Origin of the sequence: Buttiauxella sp. (genome assembly GCF_049686335.1) — a bacterium.
Classification (GTDB): Bacteria; Pseudomonadota; Gammaproteobacteria; order Enterobacterales; family Enterobacteriaceae; genus Buttiauxella.
Window position 1 is genome coordinate 1 of the sequence record NZ_JBAVHX010000022.1, and the last position, 25119, is coordinate 25119.

Genomic DNA, 25119 nt, shown 5'->3' on the forward strand with positions numbered 1-25119 from the left:
TGACGATACCGCGCACCCGGCGTTTAATTTCTTCGCCCTGCCAGATAACCAGAGTGGCTGTTTCATCAAGGATGTTTTTGAAGTCAATTGCCGGGTCCTTGCAGGCGACGGTGATATCCAGGCTGAAAAGGGAAGAGAGAGATTGTTTGAGTTTAAAGCCCACCACCGCAAAGGTGTCCGCCGGAGTATGCCCGGCGCTGAAGGTAAAGCGGGTGCCGTCTGAAGCCATGATGGAAGTCCTTTCCTGTCCGTGGAATTATTGATCAGAGCCTGTAATTAAAATTTAATCATTGGCCTGATAAATATAATAAAATCAATGAAATAGAGGGTGTTGAAAATAAGGGTAGATAGAGGATGTAACCGTGATAAAGATCACGATTATGTAAATTAGAAAATGGACATTTCGATGTGTTAGCAGAGTAGAAATTTCTCTTGATAGCACCATTTGGGGGATTACGTTAATGATGCTATCGGGGGAATAAGTGAAGGGGTTGTTAACAGATTTAGTGCTTGCGCCGCGCCACCAGGGTAAATTTGTAATCGTCACTTTTAAAGATGTTGCGGCTGTACTCAAACACCCGTCCATCCTTCAGATAGCCGCACGAAATCTTCTCAAGAATCGGTTTGCTGGCATCAATTCCTAACGCTTCAACGACCTCATCTGAAGGCATTACCGGAATGATTTCTTGCTCGCTGCGGTCGATGACCATTTTCTTCACGTTCTCAATAAAGTGATATTTCGAGTTTTCCATCACTTCCCAGGTCAGGTCAGGGAACAGCGAAAGCGGCATCCAGGTCTCTTCCAGAGTGACGGGTTTTTGTTTGATAAAACGCACGCGTTTTACATGCCAGACTTTGTCATCCGTGGTGAGTTGCAGACGTTGTGCTAAAAAATCATCGGCTTTGGTGACTTCAAAAACTTGTACTTCGCTGTGGGTTTCGACGTTTCGGTCAGCCAGTTTTTCATAGAAGCTGGTCAGTTGATAAATATCGTAATTGACCTTTTCTTCCTTAACGTACGATCCGCTGCCCTGAATGCTCTCAATGATTTGCTGCTCGGTAAGCTGTTTTAGCGCCTGGCGTACGGTGACGCGGCTCACCGCAAATTGAGCCTGTAGTGCTGATTCCGTCGGCAGCGCATCACCTGGTTTCAGCTCACCATTTTCAACCTGTAGGCGGATCGTATCGGCAATCTGACGGTACATCGGTTTCTTAGCCACCACGTAGTCCCCTGAGAACGTTAAAAATCATGGCGAATCATAGCGCCATTCATCACTGCTGTTAACTGATAAGTATTAATACAAATTACATACAAATATTTAATGAAGTGAAATTGATCACATAAAGGTATTGTTTTGCTGTGTAAGCTTGCGGCAACTGGAACCGACTCCTTACGAGGGAATGATGAACCTGACGGCGTTGACTCACCCTGATTTGCTCACACTGCAAACGACGTTTGCCAGTCGTGATGAAGCGATACACACGATGGCGAAACAACTGGCTGCGGTTGGAAAACTACATAACCTGGAACAATTTCTGGCCGAAGTATTTTCACGTGAAGCGCAGGGGCCAACTGCACTCGGCGAAGGGTTGGCAGTGCCGCATGGTAAAACGAACGCGGTAAGAGAAGCGGCATTTGCCGCTGCAACGCTGAAAACACCTGTCGATTGGGAAGGTATAGACGGGCCTGAAGCGGTGCGGATGATCTTCCTGCTGGCGATTCCAGAAGGCGAAGCCGGTTCAACACATATGCAGCTTTTGACTTCGCTGACTACCGCGCTGGTTGATGATGAAGTACGCGAAAAAGTCATGCTCGCATCCACAGTCGAAGAGTTTCTGGCGTTGCTAAATAGCGAGCCACAAAGTGTAGCGGTTGAGGAAGATGCTTCCCGTCCGACGATCGTTTGTGTTACGGCATGCCCGGCTGGGATTGCGCACACTTATATGGCGGCAGAATATCTGGAAAAAGCCGGGCGAAAACTGGGCATTAATGTTTATGTCGAGAAACAGGGCGCAAATGGTGTGGAAGGGCGTTTGACCGCCCGGCAGATTAATCAGGCTCACGCGTGTGTATTTGCTGCTGAAGTGGCAGTAAAAGAAGCCGAACGCTTCAAAGGTATTCCATCCATCACCACACCGGTTGCAGAGCCTATCAAACATGCCGAACGTATTTTGCAGCAAGCACTGGCGTTGAGAGCGTCATCTGATGAACGTGTGCAGCAACCAGATGAAGTGCAAACCGCACCAGGTTTTAAAACCGAATTAAAGCAGGCGTTACTGAGCGGGATTTCGTTTGCAGTTCCACTGATTGTGGCGGGCGGTACGGTGTTAGCCGTCGCTGTTTTATTAGCGCAAATTTTTGGTTTGCAGCATTTGTTCGATCTCGAAAACTCCTGGCTTTGGATGTACCGCAAACTTGGCGGTGGCATGCTCGGCACGCTGATGGTGCCCGTTCTGGCGGCCTACACCGCTTATTCACTCGCCGATAAACCCGCGCTCGGCCCGGGTTTTGCGGCAGGGCTTGCGGCAAACATGATTGGCTCTGGTTTTCTCGGTGGGGTGGTGGGCGGTTTAATCGCAGGTTACCTGATGCGCTGGGTGAAAAAGCACATTCGCCTCAGCCCTAACTTCAATGGGTTCCTTACTTTCTACCTTTATCCCGTGATTGGCACGCTTGTCGCGGGCAGCCTGATGCTGTTTGTGATTGGCGAACCCGTCGCCTGGATCAACACCTCCTTAACTCACTGGCTTAATGGTTTATCCGGCAGTAATGCCCTGTTGCTGGGGGCGATTCTGGGTTTCATGTGTTCATTTGATCTCGGTGGCCCGGTGAATAAAGCCTCTTACGCGTTTTGCCTCGGCGCAATGGCAAACGGGGTATATGGGCCTTACGCCATTTTCGCCTCAGTCAAAATGGTTTCGGCCTTTACGGTCACCGCTTCGACTCTGATTGCCCCACGTCTGTTTAAGGATTTTGAGATTGAAACCGGTAAATCGACCTGGCTGCTCGGGCTTGCGGGGATCACCGAAGGCGCGATCCCGATGGCGATTGAAGATCCTGTCCGCGTCATTGGTTCATTCCTCGTCGGCTCGGTCGTAACTGGTGCGATGGTGGGGGCGATGAATATCGGTTTATCGACCCCCGGCGCGGGCATCTTTTCATTGTTCTTGCTTCATCCTGGCGACCATTCCGGCATGGCTGCGGCGGCTGTCTGGTTTGGCGCAGCGTTGGTCGGCACCGCCATTTCTACATTGGTACTCATTTTGTGGCGCAGGCAGGCGGTTAAGCAGGGCAAATATTCCACTGAAAGCGTTTTATCGTAATCACTCAGAAGTAAGGCAAACAAGAATGAAAGCTGTATCTCGTGTTCATATCACTCCCCATATGCATTGGGATCGTGAATGGTATTTCACCACCGAAGAATCACGCATCCTGTTGATTAACAATATGGAAGAGATTCTGGATCGCCTTGAGTGTGACCCTGAATATAAGTATTACGTGCTTGATGGGCAAACGGCCGTGCTGGAAGATTATTTTGCGATTAAGCCAGAGAATAAACCGCGTGTGAAAGCGTTGGTCGAGGCGGGTAAGCTTATCATCGGCCCGTGGTATACGCAGACTGACACCACGATTGTTTCGGGTGAGTCCATCGTTCGCAACCTGATGTACGGCATGCGTGACTGCATGGCGTTTGGCGAACCGATGAAGATTGGTTATCTTCCGGATTCTTTCGGGATGTCCGCACAATTGCCGCATATCTTTAACGGTTTTGGCATTAAACACGCGATGTTCTGGCGCGGCTGTTCAGAGCGTCACGGTACGGACAGAACTGAATTCTTATGGCAAAGCAATGATGGCAGTGAAGTCGTCTCCCAGGTTCTGCCGCTGGGTTATGCTATCGGTAAATATTTGCCAGAAGACGAAGCTTTATTGCGTAAACGTCTCGACAGCTATTTTGACGTGCTGGAAAAGGTTTCCGCGACACAGGAAATCTTACTGCCAAACGGGCATGACCAAATGCCTCTGCAACAGAATATCTTCGCGGTGATGGACAAACTGCGAGAGATTTACCCGCAGCGCGAGTTCGTGATGAGCCGTTTTGAGGAAGTCTTCGAGAAAATTGAAGCATTGCGCGAGAAACTTGCCACGCTAAAAGGCGAGTTTATCGACGGCAAGTATATGCGTGTGCACCGCACCATCAGTTCTACGCGCATGGATATCAAAATTGCTCACGCTCAGATTGAGAACAAAATCGTCAATATTCTCGAGCCGCTGGCGTCCATCGCGTGGTCGCTGGGTTTTGAATATCACCACGGCCTGCTGGAAAAAATGTGGAAAGAGATCCTGAAAAACCATGCGCATGACAGCATCGGCTGCTGCTGTAGCGACAAAGTGCATCAGGAAATCATGAACCGCTTTGTGCTGGCGGACGACATGGCTGAAAACCTGATTCGTTTTTACATGCGTAAAATTGTCGACAATATGCCTGCTACAACAGCCGATAAACTGACGTTTTTCAACATGATGCCATATCCGCGCGAAGAGGTGATCAACACCACTATACGCATTCGCGCCAGCCAGTTTTCCCTCAAAGATGAGCAGGGCAATGAAGTTGAATATTTCATCCGCGCAGCGCGTGAAATCGATCCCGGCCTGGTCGACAGGCAAATCGTGCATTACGGCAATTACGATCCGTTTATGGAATATGACATTCAGCTCAACCAGGTGCTGCCAGCAATGGGCTATTGCACGTTGTATGTTGAAGGGCAAAAACCGGGTTTAAAACATACTGTGCCTGAAGTTAGCGACGCCTTACTGGAAAACAATTTCTACCGCATCGACCTGAACCAGAATGGCACGCTGCATATCACTGATAAACAAAGTGGCCTGAGCTATGACCAGGTTCTGCAACTGGAGGACGGCTCAGACGATGGCGATGAATATGATTATTCTCCCGCCAAAGCCGAATGGTTGATTTACTCGACTTCGAGCGCGCACGTTTGCGAAGTGAACCACGAAGCCTGGCAAAGTACTGCGACGCTGAAACTGCGTATGGCATTGCCTGAAAATCTTCAACAGCGTGCCGGGCGGCAGGGGAGTGGTTATCTGGACGCGGAATTTCACATCACGCTTGCACATAATAGCCGTCGCATAGATATGGAAATTCACCTCGATAACCAGGCTGACGATCACCGTGTAAGGGTGCTGATACCGACGCCTTTCCCATCTGCAACAGTGCTGGCAGATAACCAGTTCGGCACTATTACACGCCCGGTCGATGACACGGCGATGGAAAACTGGGAAGAAGAGGGCTGGAAAGAAGCGCCGATTCCGGTGTGGAATTTGCTTAACTATGCCGCGCTGCATGATGGTAAAAAAGGTGTGGCGCTGTTTACCGACGGGCTTCGTGAGTTTGAAATTATTGGCGAGAACAAAGACACTTTTGCGCTGACCTTATTCCGTTCTGTGGGGGTACTGGGTAAAGAAGAGTTGGTTTTACGCCCCGGTCGCCCGTCTGGCATCAAATTGCTGACGCCTGATTCGCAAGTACGGGGAAAACTATGCTGTCGTTTTAGTCTGATGGCATTTAGTGGTTCGCCTACGACCGCAGGAATTGCCCAACACGCTCGTGCCTGGCTGACACCCGTGCAGTGCTACAACAAAATTCCATTCGATGCGATGAAACTTAACCGGGTAGATTTCGACACGCCGGGCACATTTAGCTTGCTTACGATGCCTTCAGTGGGATGTATGCTCAGTGCGCTTAAAAAGGCCGAAGACCGCGATGAGTTGATTATTCGTATCTTTAACCCTGACGAGCAACAGGTAAGCGAAGGGATGGTGGCATGTACGTTGCCCGTTGTTGGCTGGAAGGAGACAGGAATGGATGAAAAACCATTGTCACAACAAGGAGAAAGCCCAGGGCAGTTTTCCAAAATTAAACCCTGTCAGTCGCGGACATTTAGCCTGGCGATAGTTCGCCCAAGATAGTGTTATTGCTTAATTCCTATCCCGGAGGCCACGTTTTTACGTGGTCTTTCTGTTTTTCTTGACGAACTTGTCAGACGTCTAACTTTATCAAAAGCAATGATTTGTTAATCTGCATAACATTAAAAGTAAAATAAATGTTGCTGACAAGCAAAAAAGGAAATGAACCCGGGAAAATACCCCGAGGTGATTAACGCAACGTGAAATTAGTTGTTGAGGAATTAATTTCTGATAGTGCTTCAAATAAATAGCTTTTGTGTATAGCTATCATTCTTGCATTTAACGAAAACGTCTTTTTGAAAACATATCATTAACAACAAGTTCACCATTCATTGTGGTCAGAAACCAAATTAACAATCCGAGAATTAATTGCGCTAGATCAATATCTAAAACTAGCAAGTAGGGTGCGAAAGCGCGTAAATTGTTGCAGATCAAGATGGCGGTTAGTGGACATTTTCGCTATAAATTGATCACTGTCGAGAAACGTAAATAACTCTAAGCAATTACCTGTTTATTGTAGGGAAATTGCAGGGTAATATATTTGCGGATTATTTTTGATTTTTATTAACGTGTTTGTAACCTTTCATCTTTCTTTGTTACATGTAAATAAAGTACACGAAGGATGAAGTCTGGAAGCTAATGTTTTTGTATTAGGGCATGCGTTGTGGGGAACCTGCGGGTGAACCATGGTCGAAGTCTTCATGCGAAGAGCAAGGAGTCAAGATGTTGGATATTGTCGAACTGTCGCGCTTACAGTTTGCCTTGACCGCGATGTACCACTTCCTGTTTGTGCCACTAACGCTCGGTATGGCGTTCTTGCTGGCCATCATGGAAACGGTTTACGTCTTATCAGGTAAACAAATTTATAAAGATATGACCAAGTTCTGGGGCAAGTTGTTTGGTATCAACTTCGCTTTGGGTGTGGCCACCGGTTTAACCATGGAGTTCCAGTTCGGCACAAACTGGTCTTATTACTCACATTACGTGGGTGACATTTTTGGTGCCCCGCTGGCCATCGAAGGCCTGATGGCGTTCTTCCTTGAATCCACCTTTGTTGGTCTGTTCTTCTTTGGTTGGGATCGCCTGGGTAAAGTTCAGCACATGGCGGTGACCTGGCTAGTCGCGCTTGGCTCTAACCTCTCAGCACTGTGGATTCTGGTTGCGAATGGCTGGATGCAAAACCCAATTGCTTCCGACTTCAACTTCGAAACCATGCGCATGGAGATGGTGAGCTTCTCCGAACTGGTATTGAACCCAGTTGCTCAGGTTAAATTCGTTCACACCGTAGCATCTGGCTATGTGTGCGGCGCGATGTTCATCCTTGGCGTTAGCTCCTATTACTTGCTTAAAGGCCGTGACGTCGCATTTGCGAAGCGTTCTTTTGCCATCGCTGCAAGCTTCGGTATGGCGGCAATCCTGTCTGTCATCGTGCTGGGTGATGAATCCGGCTACGAAATGGGTGACGTGCAGAAAACCAAGCTGGCTGCTATTGAAGCCGAATGGGAAACACAACCGGCTCCTGCATCCTTCACGCTGTTTGGTATTCCTGACCAGGACAAGCAAGAAAACCACTTCGCGATTCAAATTCCTTACGCGTTGGGCATCATTGCGACCCGTTCAGTGGACACCCCAGTTATCGGTCTGAAAGACCTGATGGTGCAACACGAAGAACGTATTCGTAACGGCATGAAGGCTTACAGCCTGCTGGAACAGTTACGTGCAGGGTCTAACGACCAGGCAGTTCGTGATGACTTTAATGCCATTAAGAAAGACCTGGGTTACGGCCTGCTGCTGAAACGCTATACCCCGAACGTCTCCGACGCGACGGAAGAGCAGATTCAGAAAGCAACCAAAGACTCTATTCCACGCGTTGCGCCGCTGTACTTTGCATTCCGTATCATGGTTGGTTGTGGCTTCCTAATGCTGTTCATTATCGCTGCTTCCTTCTGGACGGTAACGCGTAACGCAATCGGCTCGAAAAAATGGCTGCTGCGTGCAGCACTCTATGGCATCCCATTGCCGTGGATTGCGATTGAATCCGGCTGGTTTGTTGCCGAATACGGTCGTCAACCATGGGCAGTCGGTGAAGTATTGCCAACTGCGGTCGCTAACTCCTCGCTGACCGTAGGCGATCTGATCTTCTCCATGGTATTGATTTGCGGCCTTTACACGCTGTTTATGGTGGCGGAACTGTTCCTGATGTTCAAATTTGCTCGCCTTGGGCCGAGCAGTCTGAAAACAGGTCGCTATCACTTTGAGCAGTCCAATGTGGCTTCTCAGCCGGCACGCTAAGACAGGAGTCGTCAAATGATCGATTATGAAGTATTACGTTTTATATGGTGGCTGCTGGTTGGCATTCTGCTGATTGGTTTTGCAGTCACTGATGGCTTTGATATGGGTGTCGGTATGCTGTCCCGTATCATTGGCCGTACAGACGTTGAACGCCGCATTATGGTTAACTCCATCGCCCCGCACTGGGATGGTAACCAGGTATGGCTTATCACGGCTGGTGGCGCTTTGTTCGCCGCCTGGCCGATGGTTTACGCTGCTGCGTTCTCCGGCTTCTATGTAGCGATGATTCTGGTACTGGCTTCATTGTTCTTCCGTCCGGTAGGTTTTGACTACCGCTCGAAGATTGAAGACATGCGCTGGCGCAACATGTGGGACTGGGGCATCTTCATCGGTAGCTTCGTGCCACCATTAGTTATTGGTGTGGCATTCGGCAACCTGTTGCAGGGTGTTCCGTTCAATGTGGATGAATATCTTCGTCTGTACTACACCGGTAACTTCTTCCAGTTGCTGAACCCGTTTGGCCTGTTGGCAGGTGTCGTGAGCGTTTCGATGATCATTGCTCAGGGTGCCACTTACCTGCAAATGCGTACCGTGGGTGAACTGCATCTGCGTGCCAAAGTTGCGGCGCAAATCTCAGCGCTGGTAATGATGGTGTGCTTCGCACTGGCTGGTGTTTGGGTGATGTACGGCATTGATGGTTACGTTGTGACGTCAGAGCTGAACCACCACGCTGCATCGAATCCGTTGACTAAAGAAGTTGCACGTCAGGCAGGTGCCTGGTTTGTGAACTTCAACAATATGCCGATTCTGTGGCTCATCCCTGCCTTAGGTGTGGTTCTACCGCTGCTGACTGTGTTGATGTCTCGCATGGAAAAAGGTGCGATGGCATTTGTGTTCTCCTCACTGACACTGGCTTGTGTGATTTTGACTGCTGGTGTGGCGATGTTCCCGTTCGTGATGCCTTCAAGCACCATGTTGAACGCTAGTCTGACCATGTGGGATGCGACATCCAGCCAGCTGACGCTGAACGTGATGACCTATGTTGCTGCGGTATTCGTACCAATCATTCTCATCTACACCACCTGGTGTTACTGGAAAATGTTCGGTCGAATCACTAAAGAACATATCGAAAGCAACACCCACTCTCTGTACTAAGTAAGGAGCTGATTATGTGGTACTTTGCATGGATTCTGGGGACGCTTCTTGCCTGTGCTTTCGGTATTATTACCGCCCTGGCGCTTGAGCACGTAGAAGCGACAAAAGCCGGTAAAGAAGAAATTTGATGGAAGGAATTATCGCAAAGCTGTATGCGGTAATGGATAAGAGCCCTTTAAGGGCTCTTTCCTTGATCATGGCATTAATCCTCGCCGGGTGTATGTTTTGGGATCCGTCCCGCTTCGCAGCGAAAACCAGTGAGCTTGCTATCTGGCATGGTTTTTTGCTGATGTGGGCAGTCTGTACCGGCGTGATACATGGCGTGGGTTTCCGCCCTCGTAAAGTGCTGTGGCAGGGCGTTTTTAGTCCGCTACCTGCGCAACTGGTTCTCTTGGCAGGACTGGCTATTTTTTTCTTCTGATGCTTCTTTAACCTTAAAGATTTTTACACAGAATTTATGGGCTTTAACAAGCCCATAAATATTTACCTAACGTTTAGTGCTACCCATTCCCAACCCCCATCCTCTTGCGTATAGTAGCAACGTTTAATTGCATTACCGGGATGTAAAGTGAGTACAACGCTGTTTCGATGGCCGGTTCGTGTCTACTACGAAGATACTGACGCCGGTGGTGTGGTTTACCACGCCAGTTATGTTGCTTTTTATGAAAGAGCACGCACTGAGATGCTGCGCCATCACAATTTTAATCAACAAGATTTGTTGGCGGATCGCGTCGCTTTTGTCGTTCGCAGGATGACAGTAGATTACCTTGCGCCTGCCCGACTTGACGATTTACTCGAAATCCAAAGTGAAATTACATCGATGCGTGGTACCTCAATGGTATTTACACAGCGAATCGTCAATGCCGATAATCAGGTACTCAACGAAGCTGAGGTACTGATCGTCTGCGTTGATCCACACCTAATGAAGCCTCGTGCGCTTCCCAAGTCTATTGTCGCGGAGTTCAAGCAGTGACTGACATGAATATCCTTGATTTGTTCCTGAAGGCTAGCCTTCTGGTCAAATTCATCATGTTGATTTTGATTGGTTTTTCCATTGCATCATGGGCAATCATTATTCAGCGTACGCGAATCCTCAATTCTGCTACTCGTGAAGCAGAAGCATTTGAAGATAAGTTCTGGTCGGGCATTGAATTGTCCCGTCTCTACCAAGAAAGCCAGGGCCGCCGTGACAATCTTGTTGGCTCTGAACAAATTTTCTATTCAGGCTTTAAAGAGTTTGCCCGACTACATCGTGCTAACACTCATGCACCTGAAGCGGTCGTTGAAGGGGCATCTCGCGCCATGCGTATTTCCATGAGCCGTGAGCTGGAAACGCTGGAAACGCATATTCCATTCCTCGGAACGGTCGGTTCCATCAGCCCGTACATCGGTCTGTTTGGTACGGTTTGGGGGATCATGCATGCCTTTATCGCACTGGGTGCGGTAAAACAAGCAACTCTACAAATGGTTGCGCCAGGTATCGCAGAAGCACTGATTGCAACCGCAATTGGTCTGTTCGCTGCAATCCCTGCGGTTATGGCGTATAACCGCCTGAACCAACGTGTGAACAAACTGGAATTGAATTACGACAACTTCATGGAAGAGTTCACGGCTATCCTGCACCGTCAGGCTTTTACCAGCAGCGATAAGCAGTAAGGGGTAAGTCATGGCCAGACGTGGACGTGGGCGTGGTCGTCGGGAATTAAAGTCCGAAATTAACATCGTTCCTCTGCTAGACGTACTGTTGGTGCTGTTGCTCATTTTCATGGCAACGGCTCCGATTATTACGCAAAGCGTTGAGGTTGATTTACCGGATGCTACAGATTCGCAAACGGTGAGCAGTAACGATGAACCGCCGGTCATTATTGAAGTGTCCGGAGTAGGGCAGTACAGCGTGGTGGTTGAGAAAGATCGTATGGATCAGTTGCCGTCCGAACAGGTTGTTGCGGAAGCACAACGTCGTTTGCAGGCAAATCCAAAAACGGTCTTTTTGATCGGTGGTGCTAAAGATGTTCCTTACGAGGAAATTATCAAAGCACTTAACATGCTGCATAGCGCAGGTGTGAAATCCGTCGGTTTGATGACGCAGCCAATCTGATTTATTCCTAAATAATTCATGTTGCAGGGGCGTTGGCTGCAACATGAAGTATGACGGGTATATCTTGCTATATTTGGGAACCGATAGTGTCAAAGGCAACCATAGAAAACGATAAGCTCAAGCGCGCGATAATCGTCTCAGTGATCCTGCATATCATCTTGATTGCAGTCCTGATTTGGAGTTCGTTTGACGAGCACATCGACGCCAGTGCTGGCGGCGGTGGGGGTTCGGCTATTGACGCGGTCATGGTCGACCCAGGTGCTGTTGTTCAGCAATACAATCGCGAGCAACAGCAACAGGCGAGTAGCAAACGTGCGGCAGAGCAGCGCGAGAAACAAGCGCAACAGCAGGCTGAAGAGCTCCAGGAAAAACAGGCTGCTGAACAACAGCGTCTGAAGCAACTGGAGAAAGAACGCCTCGAAGCGCAGGAACAAGCGAAGCAACAAGCAGAGCAACAGAAACAGGCGCAAGACGCAGCGAAAGAAGCGCAGGAGCAACAGAAGCAGGCTGAAGCAGCCGCGGCGAAAGCCAAAGCTCAAGCTGATGCTCAGGCAAAATCTCAGGCTGATGCCCAGGCGAAGGCTGCGGAAGAAGCCGCGAAGAAAGCTGCTGCGGATGCACAGAAGAAAGCCACTGAAGAAGCGGCTAAAAAAGCTGCTGCTGTCGCGGCTGCTGCCGCTAAAAAGGCGCAGCAAGAAGCTGAGAAGAAAACGGCTGATGAAGCCGCGAAGAAAGCTCAGCAAGATGCAGAGAAAAAAGCGGCTGCTGAAGCTGCTAAAAAAGCTGCTGCTAAAGAAGCCGCAGAGGCTGCTGCGGCAGAGAAAGCTGCTTCTGATAAGGCCGCGGCTGATAAAGCTGCTGCTGCAAAAGCTGCCGCTGATAAGAAAGCGGCTGCAGATGCTAAGAAAAAAGCTGCAGCTGATAAAGCTGCTGCCGATAAAGCAGCGGCTGCAGGTGTTGACGATCTGTTCGGCGACCTGAGCTCTGGTAAGAATGCACCGAAAGCTGGGGCAGGAGCGAAAGGTAATAGCGCAGCTGCCGCCGGAAAAGGGAATACTAAAAATAATGGCGCTTCTGGTGCTGAAATCAATGGTTACGCAGGACAGATAAAAGCAGCAATTGAGAGCAAGTTTTATCAGGACCCTGCCTTTACCGGCAAGACCTGCTCATTGCGCATAAAACTGGCTCCTGATGGCCTGTTACTTGATATCAAATCAGAAGGTGGCGACCCGGCTCTTTGTCAGGCTGCCGTCGCGGCAGCGCGTCTTGCGAAGATTCCGAAGCCGCCAAGCCAGGACGTTTATGAAGTTTTCAAAAACGCCCCTATCGACTTTAAGCCTTAGTAAAATTTTCCTCGCGAAAGTGAGGAAAACTAACCAGGCTGTGTCACAGGGTTTTGGTAGTTTTGTGTATTTGAGTTTGTTAACATTCTGCTAAATTATCGTGGGCTATGGGTCCAGATAAGGGAGATATGATGAAGCAGGCATTTCGAGTAGCTTTAGGCTTTTTAATGCTGTGGGCAGCAGTACTGCACGCAGAAGTTCGTATTGAAATTACCCAAGGGGTGGATTCAGCACGTCCGATTGGTGTGGCGCCGTTCAAATGGGCAGGCCCAGGTGCAGCACCAGAAGATATTGGCGGCATCGTTGCTGCTGACTTACGTAACAGTGGCAAATTCAATCCATTGGATCGTTCACGTTTACCGCAGCAACCTGGCTCCGCTCAGGAAGTGCAACCGGCCGCGTGGACTGCTCTGGGTATTGATGCCGTTGTCGTTGGTCAGGTTACACCAAATGGTGATGGCAGCTATACCGTAGCTTACCAGTTGGTGGATACCTCTGGCGCACCAGGTACTGTGCTGGCACAGAACTCCTACAAAGTGAACAAGCAATGGCTTCGTTATGCAGGTCACACTGCAAGCGATGAAGTGTTTGAGAAGCTTTCTGGTATCAAAGGCGCGTTCCGTACTCGTATTGCTTACGTAGTGCAAACTAACGGCGGCCAGTTCCCTTATGAACTACGTGTCTCTGATTACGATGGCTACAACCAGTTCGTGGTTCACCGTTCTCCACAGCCGTTGATGTCACCAGCCTGGTCTCCAGATGGTAGCAAAGTGGCTTATGTTACGTTTGAAAGTGGCCGCTCAGCGCTGGTTATCCAGACTCTGGCAAATGGCGCAGTGCGTCAGGTAGCCTCTTTCCCACGTCACAACGGTGCACCAGCCTTCTCTCCAGACGGCAGCAAACTGGCGTTCGCTTTGTCGAAAACCGGTAGCCTGAATCTGTATGTGATGGATATTGGCTCAGGCCAGATTCGTCAGGTAACTGATGGACGTAGCAACAACACTGAACCAACCTGGTTCCCGGATAGCCAGAACCTGGCTTACACCTCCGATCAGGCGGGTCGTCCTCAGATTTACAAAGTGAATGTAAATGGCGGTGCTCCACAACGTATTTCCTGGGAAGGTTCGCAGAACCAGGATTCCGATGTGAGTTCCGACGGCAAGTTTATGGTGATGGTGAGCTCCAATGGTGGGCAACAACATATCGCCAAACAAGATCTGGTAGCGGGTGGCGTACAAACTTTATCGTCAACGTTCCTGGATGAAACGCCAAGTCTGGCACCTAACGGCACGATGGTAATCTACAGCTCTTCTCAGGGGATGGGATCTGTGCTGAATCTGGTCTCAACAGATGGGCGTTTCAAAGCGCGTCTTCCGGCAACCGATGGTCAGGTTAAATTCCCTGCCTGGTCGCCGTATCTGTGATAATAAAATATTAAAGGATCAAAGAAATGCAACTGAACAAAGTGCTGAAAGGGCTGATGCTGGCACTGCCTGTTATGGCAATCGCTGCGTGTAGTTCTAACAAGAGCGCCAACAACGAGAGCGGCGAAGGTATGCTGGGCGCCGGCACTGGTATGGACGCTAACGGTAGCAATGGCAACATGTCATCTGAAGAACAGGCTCGCCTGCAGATGCAACAGCTGCAACAGAACAACATCGTCTACTTCGGTCTGGACAAATATGATGTTTCTTCTGAATTTGCTGCAATGCTGGATGCGCACGCTAACTTCCTGCGTAGCAACCCATCTTACAAAGTGACTGTTGAAGGTCATGCGGATGAACGTGGTACCCCAGAATACAACATCTCCCTGGGCGAGCGTCGTGCTAGCGCTGTTAAGATGTACCTGCAAGGTAAAGGCGTTTCTGCAGACCAGATCTCCATCGTTTCTTACGGTAAAGAAAAACCAGCAGTACTGGGTCATGACGAAGCGGCTTACGCTAAAAACCGTCGTGCCGTACTGGTTTACTAAGAGAACAGCATGAACAGTAACCTCAGACATCACTTGTTGAGTCTGTCGTTACTGGTTGGCATAGCGGCCCCCTGGGCCGCTACTGCTCAGGCGCCAATCAGTAGTGTCGGCTCAGGCTCGGTCGAAGACCGTGTCACACAACTCGAGCGTATTTCTAACGCTCACAGTCAACTTTTAACCCAACTCCAGCAACAACTCTCTGATAATCAAAATGATATTGATTCCCTGCGTGGTCAAATTCAGGAAAGCCAATACCAATTGAATCAGGTTGTGGAGCGTCAGAAGCAAATTTTATTGCAGATTGACAGTCTCGGCAGCGGTGCTGCGGCAGGGCAAGCAGCGGGTGCTGCTGATCAAGGTGCAGCAAACACTGCTGCACCTGATGCTGGTGCGGCAGCTAACGCACCGGCAGCTGCTGCTCCTGTGCAGGGTGGCGATGCTAACAGCGATTACAATGCGGCTATTGCGATGGTGCAGGATAAGTCCCGTCAGGACGAGGCTATTGCAGCATTTCAGAGCTTCATTAAAACGTACCCGGATTCAACTTATCAGCCAAATGCCAATTACTGGCTCGGTCAGTTGAATTACAACAAAGGGAAAAAGGATGATGCGGCGTTTTATTTTGCCTCTGTGGTGAAAAATTACCCAAAATCTCCTAAGGCACCGGATGCCATGTTTAAAGTCGGTGTGATCATGCAAGACAAAGGCGATACCGCCAAAGCGAAAGCTGTCTATCAACAAGTGATCAAACAGTTCCCAAATACCGATGGTGCAAAGCAGGCGCAAAAACGTCTGAATGCGATGTAGTGCGTACGGTCTGACCAGATATTGCTGCTTTTCTGGTCAAGCCGAACGAAACGCAAGCCATTAGGTGATCTTGATCGAAATTCTTGTTGCGTCAAAATCTTAAATCAGTAATATATGCCGCCGTTGCCAAGGGATATCAAACAAACCCGAAGTGACTCGAAATTGGGTCGTTAGCTCAGTTGGTAGAGCAGTTGACTTTTAATCAATTGGTCGCAGGTTCGAATCCTGCACGACCCACCAATTTCGAAGCAGTACGAAGTAAGTGAACGTGTAGGGTTTGAACCTGCAGCAGGTCGACAAAATCGTCGGGAACGATTTTGAACGCCGCTCTCGGCGGCCCGGAGGGAGAGTCTCAGGAAGAGACGAGTAATCATCCTGCACGACCCACCAATGTAGAAAGGCGCCCTAAAGGCGCCTTTTTGCTATCTGCAATTCCGCGTTGAAATTAAATTCCCCACGACAATCCTGCCATAATTCGCTATCTTGTTTAGCATACAAAACAACCTTAGCCGTTTCTGGTCGTTGTTCATCAGAAAAGTGCTAATTTGGTTAAGTCAGTCAAACGAGAAAGCACTATGAGCGTAATGTTCGATCCAGAAACAGCGATTTATCCTTTCCCACCTAAGCCACAGTCTTTGAGCGCGGACGAAAAGCAATTTTACCGCGAGAAAATCAAGCGTCTGCTAAAAGAGCGGAATGCTGTCATGGTGGCTCACTACTATACCGACCCTGAAATCCAGGCTCTGGCTGAAGAGACGGGCGGCTGTATCTCTGATTCTCTGGAGATGGCACGTTTTGGAGCAAATCATCCTGCAACCACACTACTGGTAGCAGGAGTTCGCTTTATGGGCGAAACGGCGAAAATCCTCAGCCCGGAAAAAACCATTCTGATGCCAACGCTTAACGCCGAATGTTCTTTGGATCTCGGTTGCCCGATTGAGGAATTTAATGCGTTCTGCGATCAACACCCAGATCGCACTGTGGTCGTCTATGCTAATACTTCCGCTGCGGTAAAAGCGCGTGCTGATTGGGTGGTGACATCCAGCATTGCAGTTGAATTAATTGAACATCTCGACAGTCTTGGTCAGAAAATCATTTGGGCACCGGATAAACACCTTGGAAGTTATGTGCAAAAGCAAACCGGTGCAGATGTCTTGTGCTGGCAGGGTGCGTGTATTGTGCATGATGAGTTTAAAACTCAGGCGTTAACGCGCATGAAAGCGCTTTATCCTGATGCTGCAGTTCTGGTGCATCCTGAATCGCCGCAAGCGGTCGTGGATTTGGCTGATGCTGTCGGTTCGACCAGCCAGCTTATTGCAGCCGCTCAAACGTTGCCAAATAAGCAGCTGATCGTGGCTACTGACCGCGGTATTTTCTACAAAATGCAGCAGGCATGTCCGGATAAAGAGTTATTTGAAGCACCTACCGCAGGCGAAGGTGCCACCTGCCGTACTTGTGCCCATTGTCCGTGGATGGCGATGAACGGCCTTAAAGCCATCGCTGAGGGACTTGAACAGGGTGGAGCTGAGCATGAGATTAAGGTTGATGCTGCGTTGCGTGAAGGCGCGCTGGTGCCTTTAAATCGAATGCTAGATTTTGCCGCCGAGTTGCGACGCAATATTAAGGGTAATGCGTAACTATTTTTCCCCGCTACTTAGGGACTACGTTCAGGAGCGAATATGGATTTTTTTAGCACGCAGAACATTCTGGTCCACATACCCATCGGGACAGGCGGGTATGATTTATCGTGGATTGAAGCGATTGGTACCGTGGCGGGTTTACTGTGTATCTGGTTGGCAAGTTTAGAAAAAATCAGCAATTACGCGTTCGGTTTAATCAACGTCACGTTATTTGCGGTTATTTTCTTCCAAATCCAGCTTTACGCGAGCCTGTTGCTCCAGCTATTTTTCTTTGTCGCCAACATTTACGGTTGGTACGCATGGTCAAGGCAGACAAGCGGGAATCAGGCAGCGCTACAAATTCGCTGGTTACCGTTGCCCAAAGCGATTGCATGGCTTGCCATTTGTGTAGGGGCGATTGGCTTGATGACCGTGTTTATCGATCCGGTGTTTGCCTTCCTGACCCGAACGGCCGTTTCCGTGATGCAGGCCCTGGGGTTAAATGTGATGATGCCTGAGCTTCAACCCGATGCATTCCCGTTCTGGGACTCCTGCATGATGGTGTTGTCGATTGTGGCGATGATCCTGATGACTCGCAAATACGTCGAAAACTGGCTGTTGTGGGTTATCGTGAACGTGATAAGCGTAGTTATCTTTGCATTGCAGGGTGTCTACGCGATGTCACTTGAATATTTGATCCTGACGTTTATTGCGCTCAACGGCAGCCGCATGTGGATCAACAGTGCACGTGAACGCGGCTCACGTGCACTTTCTTAATCAGTGATGATGAGCATGGCCAGGATGGTCATGCTCATTTAAATCGCAGTCCTGACCGTGGCAAATCTGATACTCCATTTGTACCGTCGCATGTTCAATCTGATATTCATCCCTCAGAAAGTGGTGGATGCGTGCGAGCAGGGCGTCGTGATCGTGTGGAGGTATCACCTGCACATGCAGCGTCATTAGTGGTTTCTCACCGACCAGCCAGATATGCACGTGGTGCACGTTACGTACTTCGGGAATCGTTCTGATAAGCTTGCGCTGCAGAACGGGGATATCGATGGCATTAGGCGCGCCTTCCAGCAGCTCATTAACGCTCTCTTTAAGTAAATTCCACGCACTGCGTAGCACCAGGCATGAAACCAGAATGGAGAGAATCGGGTCAATGGGTGTCCAGCCTGTCCACAGAATAATGAGCGCCGCGGCGATGGCACCTACTGAACCTAACAAATCCCCTAATACATGCAGCGCCGCAGCCCGCACGTTGATATTTTTTTCTTCATTTCCGCGATGCAAAATCCAAAATGAAAACAGGTTCGCCAGTAACCCGGCAAAAGCAATGACAAGCATTGTCCAGCCAGCGATGGGTTGCGGGTGATAAAAACGCACTATCGCTTCCCAGACGATCAAAATCGTAATCACCACCAGTGCAATGGCATTCACAAATGCGGCAAGCGTGGTCAGACGTAGCCAGCCGAAAGTATGCCGGGCATTTGGAGGACGACGTGCAAACCTCACTGCCATTAACGCGACCAGTAACGCAGCTGCATCCGTTAACATATGCCCCGCATCTGCAAGCAAGGCAAGTGACCCTGAAATCACGCCGCCGATGACTTCCGCCACCATAAATAACGCTGTGACCGCAAATGCCCAGAACAGCCGTTTGGAGTTGGAATTACCCGAGGGATGCTGATGTGAATGCGCCATAGTTTCTCATTATTTGATAAACAACGATGCGCTAATTATAAGCACGAAAATGGATTAAGTTATTGAATAAAACTCATAAAAAAGGAGAGCCTAAGCTCCCCTAAGTTTTCACCGCGCTGATTTTACTGTGTAGTACCGTCTACTTTGGTATTCACGTCATCGCCGCTACCGGTTTCAACTTTTTTGTTGGTGTCAGGACATTTACCGTCTTTACACATCGAATTTTTATGGATCTCATCTTTGCTCATCCCGTCGCTGGTCATACCGCTACTGCTGGTTGAGCCATTTGGATGAAGCATCGTGCCGCTATTGTTGATATTGCTATTATCAACGCCTTTTGGCGCGAGGTTCTGATTTGCATCAGGCGCTACCTGACCTGCCGATGCAGCGGCATTCGCCTGGCCATTATTGTCACCGCTAGTATCTGCGGCAATTGCCAGACCACTGGCGAGTGAGAGGGTTGCTGTCAGGAAAAGAGTGGTTAATTTATTCATTATGATGCTCCTGTTATGGTCGTTATTGCTGGATAACTTCTTCCAACAGTGCAATGGCTTTATTCTGGTTAAGTGATCTCAACAGGCGATAGTTACCGACAAAGAGATGCTAATCAGAATACAATTTTGCTAAATTGCAACTTTGTAGTGTTTACAATTAAAAATTGTAGCGGCAAACCGAGCTTTTACCATTTATTGACCGCTTTTAGGCCATTTCCAGGAATATTCCGTCTGAAGTGTAAAAGCCCGTTTACACTTCAGGCTTGAAGCGATAGATTGAAGGGATTGCAACTAAGCTAAATCTAAAGGCCAGCCCCGGAAATATCATGAATTATCAGAACGACGACTTACGCATCAAAGAAATCAACGAACTTTTGCCTCCAGTAGCGCTGCTCGAAAAATTCCCTGCCACTGAAAAAGCAGCTGCAACGGTATCTGGCGCTCGCAAAGCGATTCATAAAATTCTGAAAGGAAATGATGATCGTCTGCTGGTGGTCATCGGCCCATGCTCTATTCACGATGTCAAAGCGGCGAAAGAATATGGCGCACGTTTACTGACATTGCGTGAAGAACTCCAGGGCGAGCTGGAGATCGTCATGCGGGTTTACTTCGAAAAACCACGCACGACGGTAGGCTGGAAAGGTCTGATTAACGATCCTCAGATGGATAACAGTTTCCAAATCAACGATGGTCTGCGTATTGCTCGTAAATTGTTGTTGGATATCAACGACTCCGGCCTTCCTGCAGCGGGTGAGTTCTTAGACATGATCACGCCACAGTATCTGGCGGACTTGATGAGCTGGGGTGCCATTGGTGCACGTACTACAGAATCTCAGGTTCACCGCGAACTGGCATCCGGTTTGTCATGTCCGGTTGGGTTCAAAAATGGTACTGATGGCACCATGAAAGTGGCGATTGACGCAATCAACGCTGCTGGCGCGCCGCACAGCTTCTTGTCTGTGACCAAATGGGGTCACTCTGCAATCGTCACCACCAGTGGTAATGGCGATTGCCATATCATTCTGCGTGGCGGTAAAGAGCCTAACTACAGCGCAGCCCATGTGGATCAGGTTAAAACTGACCTGCAAAAAGCGGGTCTGCCTGCACAGGTCATGATCGATTTTAGCCATGCCAACAGTAGCAAGCAGTTTAAGAAGCAGCTGGAAGTCAGCGCCGATGTTTGCCAGCAAATCGCAAGTGGCGATAAAGCCATTACCGGTGTGATGATCGAAAGTCACCTTGTTGAAGGTAACCAGAATCTGGAAAGCGGCGAACCGTTGGTTTACGGCAAGAGTGTTACCGATGCCTGTATCGGCTGGGAAGATACTGAAGTGGTGTTGCGCCAGCTGGCGCAAGCAGTTAAAGCCCGTCGCGGGTAAATTCCTGCGTTGCACCAATAAAAAAGGCGTGGTTTTCACCACGCCTTTTTCACATCTAACAAATTACTTCGCTTTACCCTGGTTTGCTACCGCTGCGGCTTTTGCTGCGATTTCATCAGCATTGCCCAGATAGTAGCGCTTCAGCGGTTTGAAGTTCTCGTCGAACTCATATACCAACGGCACGCCAGTTGGGATATTCAGCTCAAGAATTTCGTCTTCGCTCAGGTTATCAAGGAATTTAACCAGTGCACGCAAGGAGTTACCGTGAGCCGCAACAATTACGCGCTCGCCGCTTTTCATGCGTGGCAGAATGGATTCGTTCCAGTAAGGGATAACGCGATCGATAGTCAGTGCCAGGCTTTCAGTTACCGGCAGCTCTTTATCGGTCAGGCTTGCATAACGTGGGTCATGACCCGGGAAACGTTCGTCATCACGCGCCAGTTCTGGAGGCGTGATCGCAAAGCCACGACGCCATTGTTTAACTTGCTCATCACCGTATTTTTCTGCGGTTTCAGCTTTGTTCAGACCTTGCAATGCACCGTAGTGGCGCTCATTGAGCTTCCATGATTTTTCAACCGGCAGCCAGGCCTGATCCAGTTCATCGAGGATGTTCCACAGTGTATGGATGGCACGTTTCAGCACAGAAGTGTAAGCAAAGTCGAAGGAGTAGCCTTCGTCTTTCAGCAATTTACCTGCAGCTTTCGCCTCAGATTCACCTTTCTCAGACAGATCAACGTCATACCAACCCGTGAAGCGGTTTTCGTTGTTCCACTGGCTTTCACCGTGACGAACCAGAACCAGCTTAGTAACAGCCATAGTTTACTCCTTAATAAGCCTGCGATTAATGATAACGATTATCATTATATTGCCGCGAAGGGGCGAGCGGCAATGGTAATCGTTTAACATAGCGAAAAAGAGTGCGAAGTGTAAGGTGGATGTGAATGGTTGTTATATTTTTGTCGCTAAATGGCGGGAAATCCAGCGATTCGAATAAGAATTGCCCTCCCTGGGGGAGGGCGAGAGACTTATAGCGGAATGAACTCATACTCCGTAATGCTCAGATACTCATCATCAGGCTGCAACCAGCAATCAGGTTGTGGCCATTCCGGGTGATTTGGGCTGTCAGGCAGGAACTCGCTTTCCAGCGCCAGACCTTGATAAGCACTGTAGGTGCCTTGCTCGCGCGCAGGCGTCCCATCCAGATAATTACCGCTGTAAAACTGTAAGGCAGGAGCCGTCGTGAAGACCGTCATTTGCAGTTTATTATCGCTTGCCCACAGATGTGCTGCCGGTTGGCTGGCATCGCCCTGAGCCTGCAACAAGAACGCATGGTCGTAGCCTTTGACCAACGCCTGGTCGTTATCACTCAGGAAATCATCAGCGATGGTTTTCGCGCTGCGGAAATCAAAGCTGGTGCCTTCCACATCCTTCAGCCCGGCCTGCGGAATACCCTCGCTGTCGACCGGCAAATAGCTATCGGCCATTAGTTGCAGGCGATGTTGACGAATATCGTTCTGCTTGCCGTCGAGGTTAAAGTAGGCGTGATTGGTCAGATTCACCGGGCACGCTTTACTGGTTTTGGCGCGAAACTCAACGGTAATGCAATTATCTTCGGTGAGCGCATAGCGTGCTGTTGCGCGTAACTCCCCTGGATAACCCTGATCGCCATCCTGGGAATCCAGGGTGTAGAGCACTTCATGGTCGTTCTGACGCACAATACGCCAGCGACGTTTGTCGAAGCCGTCAGGCCCGCCATGTAACTGATGGGCATCCTGATTCGCCGCCACATTTACGGTGACGCCATCGCGGCTAAACTCGCTGTTGGCAATCCTGTTGGCATAGCGCCCAACGGTTGCACCCAGATAAGCCGACTGAATGAGGTAATCTTCCGGAGTTTCGCAGCCGAGCAATGTTTCGCGGACACTTCCGTCTTTCATCGGTACACGACACGACAGCAGGGTAGCGCCCCAGTCCATGACCGAGACAACTAACCCCGCGCTGTTGCGCAGGGTGGAGATGCGGAATGGCTGTCCGTCAGGTGCGAGCTGTGGCGTTTCTTTTAACATTGGCCAGCGCCCTCCGAAGCTTTACAGACATAGAAAGTTTCTTTGATGCCAGTTTTGGCTTCGTACTGTTTGGCGACCGCTTGTTGCACTGCAGGAACCAAATCTTCAGGCATCAACGCCACGATACAACCGCCGAAACCGCCGCCAGTCATACGCACACCGCCTTTATCCCCGATAGTTGCTTTCACGATGTCCACTAAGGTGTCAATCTGCGGTACGGTGATTTCGAAATCGTCACGCATTGAGGCGTGAGATTCGGCCATCAATTCGCCCATACGTTGTAAATCACCTTTTGCCAGCGCATCAGCGGCTTCAACGGTGCGGATATTTTCTGTCAGAACGTGGCGCACTCGCTTAGCGACAATTGGATCCAATTCATGTGCCACAGCGTTGAATTTGGAGAGCTCCACGTCACGCAGCGCTTTCTGAGTAAAGAAGCGCGCGCCGGTTTCGCATTGCTGGCGGCGGGTGTTGTATTCGCTGCCTACCAGCGTGCGTTTGAAGTTACTGTTGATGATGACCACGGCCACGCCTTTTGGCATGGAAACCGCTTTGGTACCCAGCGTGCGGCAATCGATCAGTAATGCATGATCTTTTTTGCCCAGTGCAGAAATCAGCTGATCCATGATGCCGCAGTTACAGCCCACGAACTGGTTTTCTGCTTCCTGGCCATTCAATGCGATTTGTGACCCATCAAGTGACAAGTGATACAACTTCTGGAATACCGTCCCGACAGCCACTTCTAGTGATGCCGATGAGCTAAGACCTGCACCTTGTGGCACGTTACCGCTGATAACTAAATCGGCGCCGCCAAAGTTTTTATCACGATTTTGTAGATGCTTAACCACGCCGCGCACATAGTTTGACCACTGCTGCGTGTCATGGCTCATAATCGGTTTATCGAGAGAAAACTCATCAATTTGATTGTCATAATCTGCGGCAATCACGCGCACCATGCGGTCATCACGCTTAGCGCAACTGATCACTGTCTGGTAGTCGATAGCGCAAGGCAGCACAAAACCATCGTTGTAATCAGTGTGTTCGCCAATCAGGTTAACGCGGCCCGGAGCCTGAATCGCATGGGTCGCCGGATAACCAAATTTTTCGGCGAAGATGTGTTGGGTAGTATCTTTCAGACTCATTTTTTATTCTCCGGATTGGCGAAAGTGGATATCGGAAACGGCACGCAAGCGTTCTGCGGCTTGCTCTGCGGTTAAATCACGTTGGGTTTCAGCCAGCATTTCGTAGCCGACCATAAATTTACGCACTGTTGCGCTACGTAGCAGCGGCGGATAGAAGTGAGCATGCAACTGCCAGTGACCATTTTCCTCTCCGTTAAACGGAGCGCCGTGCCAGCCCATAGAGTAGGGGAAGGAGCACTGGAAGAGGTTATCGTAACGGCTGGTCAGTTTTTTAAGCGCGAGCGCTAAATCACTGCTCTGCTCCGCAGTCAGGTCGGTGATACGCAGGACATGGGCTTTCGGCAGCAGTAGCGTTTCGAACGGCCATGCAGCCCAGTAAGGCACCACGGCAATCCAGTGTTCCGTTTCAACCACCGTCCGGCTGCCGTCTTTGAGTTCGCGTTGAACATAGTCGACCAACATTGGCGAACCTATTTCCGCGAAGTACTCACGCTGCAACACATCTTCACGCGCGACTTCATTTGGCAGGAAGCTGTTGGCCCAAACCTGGCCATGCGGATGCGGATTGGAGCAACCCATGGCCGCACCTTTGTTCTCAAAAACTTGCACCCACGGCCAGGTTTTCCCTAAATCCGCAGTCTGTTCTTGCCAGGTTTTCACCACTTCTTCCAGTGCAGGGACTGAAAGCTGCGGCAAAGTTTTGCTGTGATCCGGTGAGAAACAGATAACCCGGCTGGTGCCGCGTGCGCTTTCACAACGCAAAAGCGGGTCGCTGCTGTCAGGCGCATCGGGGGTGTCGGTCATTAACGCAGCAAAATCGTTAGTAAAAACAAATGTGCCGGTGTATTGCGGATTTTTATCACCAGTGACGCGCGTATTTCCAGGACACAAGAAACAATCCGGATCATGGGCCGGTAATGTTTCATTTGATGGTGTCTCCTGCGCCCCTTGCCATGGGCGCTTAGCGCGATGCGGGGACACCAGAATCCATTGTCCGGTCAGTGGGTTAAAACGGCGATGTGGATGATCCACCGGGTTAAACTGCTCCATCACATT

The 25119-nt window shown here is 49.6% G+C and carries 24 protein-coding genes and 1 tRNA gene; 17 read left to right on the plus strand and 8 right to left on the minus strand.

The annotated features are described in order from the left end of the window. Positions 1-229 (minus strand): contractile injection system protein, VgrG/Pvc8 family (locus tag WBL83_RS14635; protein WP_424589832.1); only part of this gene is annotated, 229 nt, incomplete at its 3' end. Between the two features lie 274 nt (positions 230-503). After that, positions 504-1220: a GntR family transcriptional regulator gene (locus WBL83_RS14640; RefSeq protein WP_424589833.1), complete on the minus strand. Its 717-nt coding sequence runs from the start codon at positions 1218-1220 to the stop codon at positions 504-506. A gap of 184 nt (positions 1221-1404) precedes the next feature. Between WBL83_RS14640 and mngA the strand changes: the two genes are divergently transcribed. The 16 genes from mngA (at position 1405) to pnuC (ending at position 18052) form a co-directional block, all read left to right on the plus strand. Beyond that, complete coding sequence (gene mngA, locus WBL83_RS14645; RefSeq protein WP_424589998.1) at positions 1405-3324, plus strand: PTS 2-O-a-mannosyl-D-glycerate transporter subunit IIABC; 1920 nt, start codon at positions 1405-1407, stop codon at positions 3322-3324. Between the two features lie 25 nt (positions 3325-3349). Then, a complete protein-coding gene (gene mngB, locus WBL83_RS14650) occupies positions 3350-5992 on the plus strand; it encodes a mannosylglycerate hydrolase (RefSeq protein ID WP_424589834.1) in 2643 nt (880 codons plus the stop codon). A gap of 720 nt (positions 5993-6712) precedes the next feature. Then, entirely contained in the window at positions 6713-8281 is a 1569-nt protein-coding gene (gene cydA / locus WBL83_RS14655) for a cytochrome ubiquinol oxidase subunit I (RefSeq protein WP_424589835.1), read from the plus strand. 15 nt (positions 8282-8296) lie between these two features. Beyond that, positions 8297-9436: a cytochrome d ubiquinol oxidase subunit II gene (cydB, locus tag WBL83_RS14660; protein WP_424589836.1), complete on the plus strand. Its 1140-nt coding sequence runs from the start codon at positions 8297-8299 to the stop codon at positions 9434-9436. Positions 9437-9450: 14 nt separating this feature from the next. Next, a complete protein-coding gene (cydX, locus tag WBL83_RS14665; RefSeq protein ID WP_424589837.1) occupies positions 9451-9564 on the plus strand; it encodes a cytochrome bd-I oxidase subunit CydX in 114 nt (37 codons plus the stop codon). Further along, a complete protein-coding gene (ybgE, locus tag WBL83_RS14670) occupies positions 9564-9857 on the plus strand; it encodes a cyd operon protein YbgE (RefSeq protein ID WP_120065683.1) in 294 nt (97 codons plus the stop codon). The genes cydX and ybgE overlap by 1 nt, the downstream gene beginning before the upstream one ends. 147 nt (positions 9858-10004) lie before the next feature. Then, positions 10005-10409, plus strand: coding sequence for a tol-pal system-associated acyl-CoA thioesterase (gene ybgC, locus WBL83_RS14675; protein WP_424589838.1), 405 nt, complete (start codon positions 10005-10007; stop codon positions 10407-10409). Continuing rightward, complete coding sequence (tolQ, locus tag WBL83_RS14680) at positions 10406-11092, plus strand: Tol-Pal system protein TolQ (RefSeq protein WP_424589839.1); 687 nt, start codon at positions 10406-10408, stop codon at positions 11090-11092. The genes ybgC and tolQ overlap by 4 nt, the downstream gene beginning before the upstream one ends. Before the next feature lie 10 nt (positions 11093-11102). Beyond that, complete coding sequence (gene tolR, locus WBL83_RS14685) at positions 11103-11534, plus strand: colicin uptake protein TolR (RefSeq protein ID WP_064559844.1); 432 nt, start codon at positions 11103-11105, stop codon at positions 11532-11534. An 86-nt stretch (positions 11535-11620) separates the two neighbouring features. Then, on the plus strand, positions 11621-12877 hold the full coding sequence (gene tolA, locus WBL83_RS14690) for a cell envelope integrity protein TolA (RefSeq protein ID WP_424589840.1): 1257 nt from the start codon (positions 11621-11623) through the stop codon (positions 12875-12877). A 131-nt stretch (positions 12878-13008) separates the two neighbouring features. After that, complete coding sequence (gene tolB, locus WBL83_RS14695) at positions 13009-14301, plus strand: Tol-Pal system beta propeller repeat protein TolB (RefSeq protein ID WP_424589841.1); 1293 nt, start codon at positions 13009-13011, stop codon at positions 14299-14301. Positions 14302-14327: 26 nt separating this feature from the next. Continuing rightward, positions 14328-14849, plus strand: a complete 522-nt coding sequence (gene pal / locus WBL83_RS14700) for a peptidoglycan-associated lipoprotein Pal (protein ID WP_064544887.1) — start codon at positions 14328-14330, stop codon at positions 14847-14849. A gap of 9 nt (positions 14850-14858) precedes the next feature. Continuing rightward, on the plus strand, positions 14859-15656 hold the full coding sequence (gene cpoB / locus WBL83_RS14705; RefSeq protein WP_424589842.1) for a cell division protein CpoB: 798 nt from the start codon (positions 14859-14861) through the stop codon (positions 15654-15656). 164 nt (positions 15657-15820) lie between these two features. After that, positions 15821-15896 (plus strand) — tRNA-Lys (locus WBL83_RS14710). A gap of 335 nt (positions 15897-16231) precedes the next feature. Further along, positions 16232-17293: a quinolinate synthase NadA gene (gene nadA, locus WBL83_RS14715; RefSeq protein WP_424589843.1), complete on the plus strand. Its 1062-nt coding sequence runs from the start codon at positions 16232-16234 to the stop codon at positions 17291-17293. A 42-nt stretch (positions 17294-17335) separates the two neighbouring features. Next, on the plus strand, positions 17336-18052 hold the full coding sequence (gene pnuC, locus WBL83_RS14720) for a nicotinamide riboside transporter PnuC (RefSeq protein ID WP_424589844.1): 717 nt from the start codon (positions 17336-17338) through the stop codon (positions 18050-18052). Here the strand turns inward: pnuC and zitB are convergent, their stop codons facing one another. Together zitB and WBL83_RS14730 are read right to left on the minus strand one after the other, a co-directional pair. Then, complete coding sequence (gene zitB, locus WBL83_RS14725) at positions 18053-18982, minus strand: CDF family zinc transporter ZitB (protein WP_424589845.1); 930 nt, start codon at positions 18980-18982, stop codon at positions 18053-18055. Between the two features lie 122 nt (positions 18983-19104). Further along, a complete protein-coding gene (locus WBL83_RS14730; protein WP_424589999.1) occupies positions 19105-19482 on the minus strand; it encodes a YbgS-like family protein in 378 nt (125 codons plus the stop codon). Positions 19483-19802: 320 nt separating this feature from the next. Here WBL83_RS14730 and aroG point away from each other — a divergent pair, with 320 nt between their 5' ends. Further along, positions 19803-20855 (plus strand): 3-deoxy-7-phosphoheptulonate synthase AroG, encoded by a 1053-nt coding sequence (aroG, locus tag WBL83_RS14735; protein WP_424589846.1) that lies wholly within the window; start codon positions 19803-19805, stop codon positions 20853-20855. Positions 20856-20918: 63 nt separating this feature from the next. Here aroG and gpmA read toward each other — a convergent pair whose 3' ends face one another. The 4 genes from gpmA to galT form a co-directional block, all read right to left on the minus strand. After that, positions 20919-21671, minus strand: a complete 753-nt coding sequence (gene gpmA / locus WBL83_RS14740; RefSeq protein ID WP_424589847.1) for a 2,3-diphosphoglycerate-dependent phosphoglycerate mutase — start codon at positions 21669-21671, stop codon at positions 20919-20921. Between the two features lie 209 nt (positions 21672-21880). Then, positions 21881-22921: a galactose-1-epimerase gene (gene galM, locus WBL83_RS14745; protein WP_424589848.1), complete on the minus strand. Its 1041-nt coding sequence runs from the start codon at positions 22919-22921 to the stop codon at positions 21881-21883. After that, the gene (galK, locus tag WBL83_RS14750; RefSeq protein WP_424589849.1) at positions 22915-24063 is read right to left on the minus strand and encodes a galactokinase; all 1149 of its coding nucleotides are present in this window, start codon (positions 24061-24063) and stop codon (positions 22915-22917) included. Before galK ends, galM begins: the two co-directional genes overlap by 7 nt. A 3-nt stretch (positions 24064-24066) precedes the next feature. Further along, a complete protein-coding gene (gene galT / locus WBL83_RS14755) occupies positions 24067-25113 on the minus strand; it encodes a galactose-1-phosphate uridylyltransferase (protein WP_424589850.1) in 1047 nt (348 codons plus the stop codon). Positions 25114-25119 lie beyond the last annotated feature (6 nt).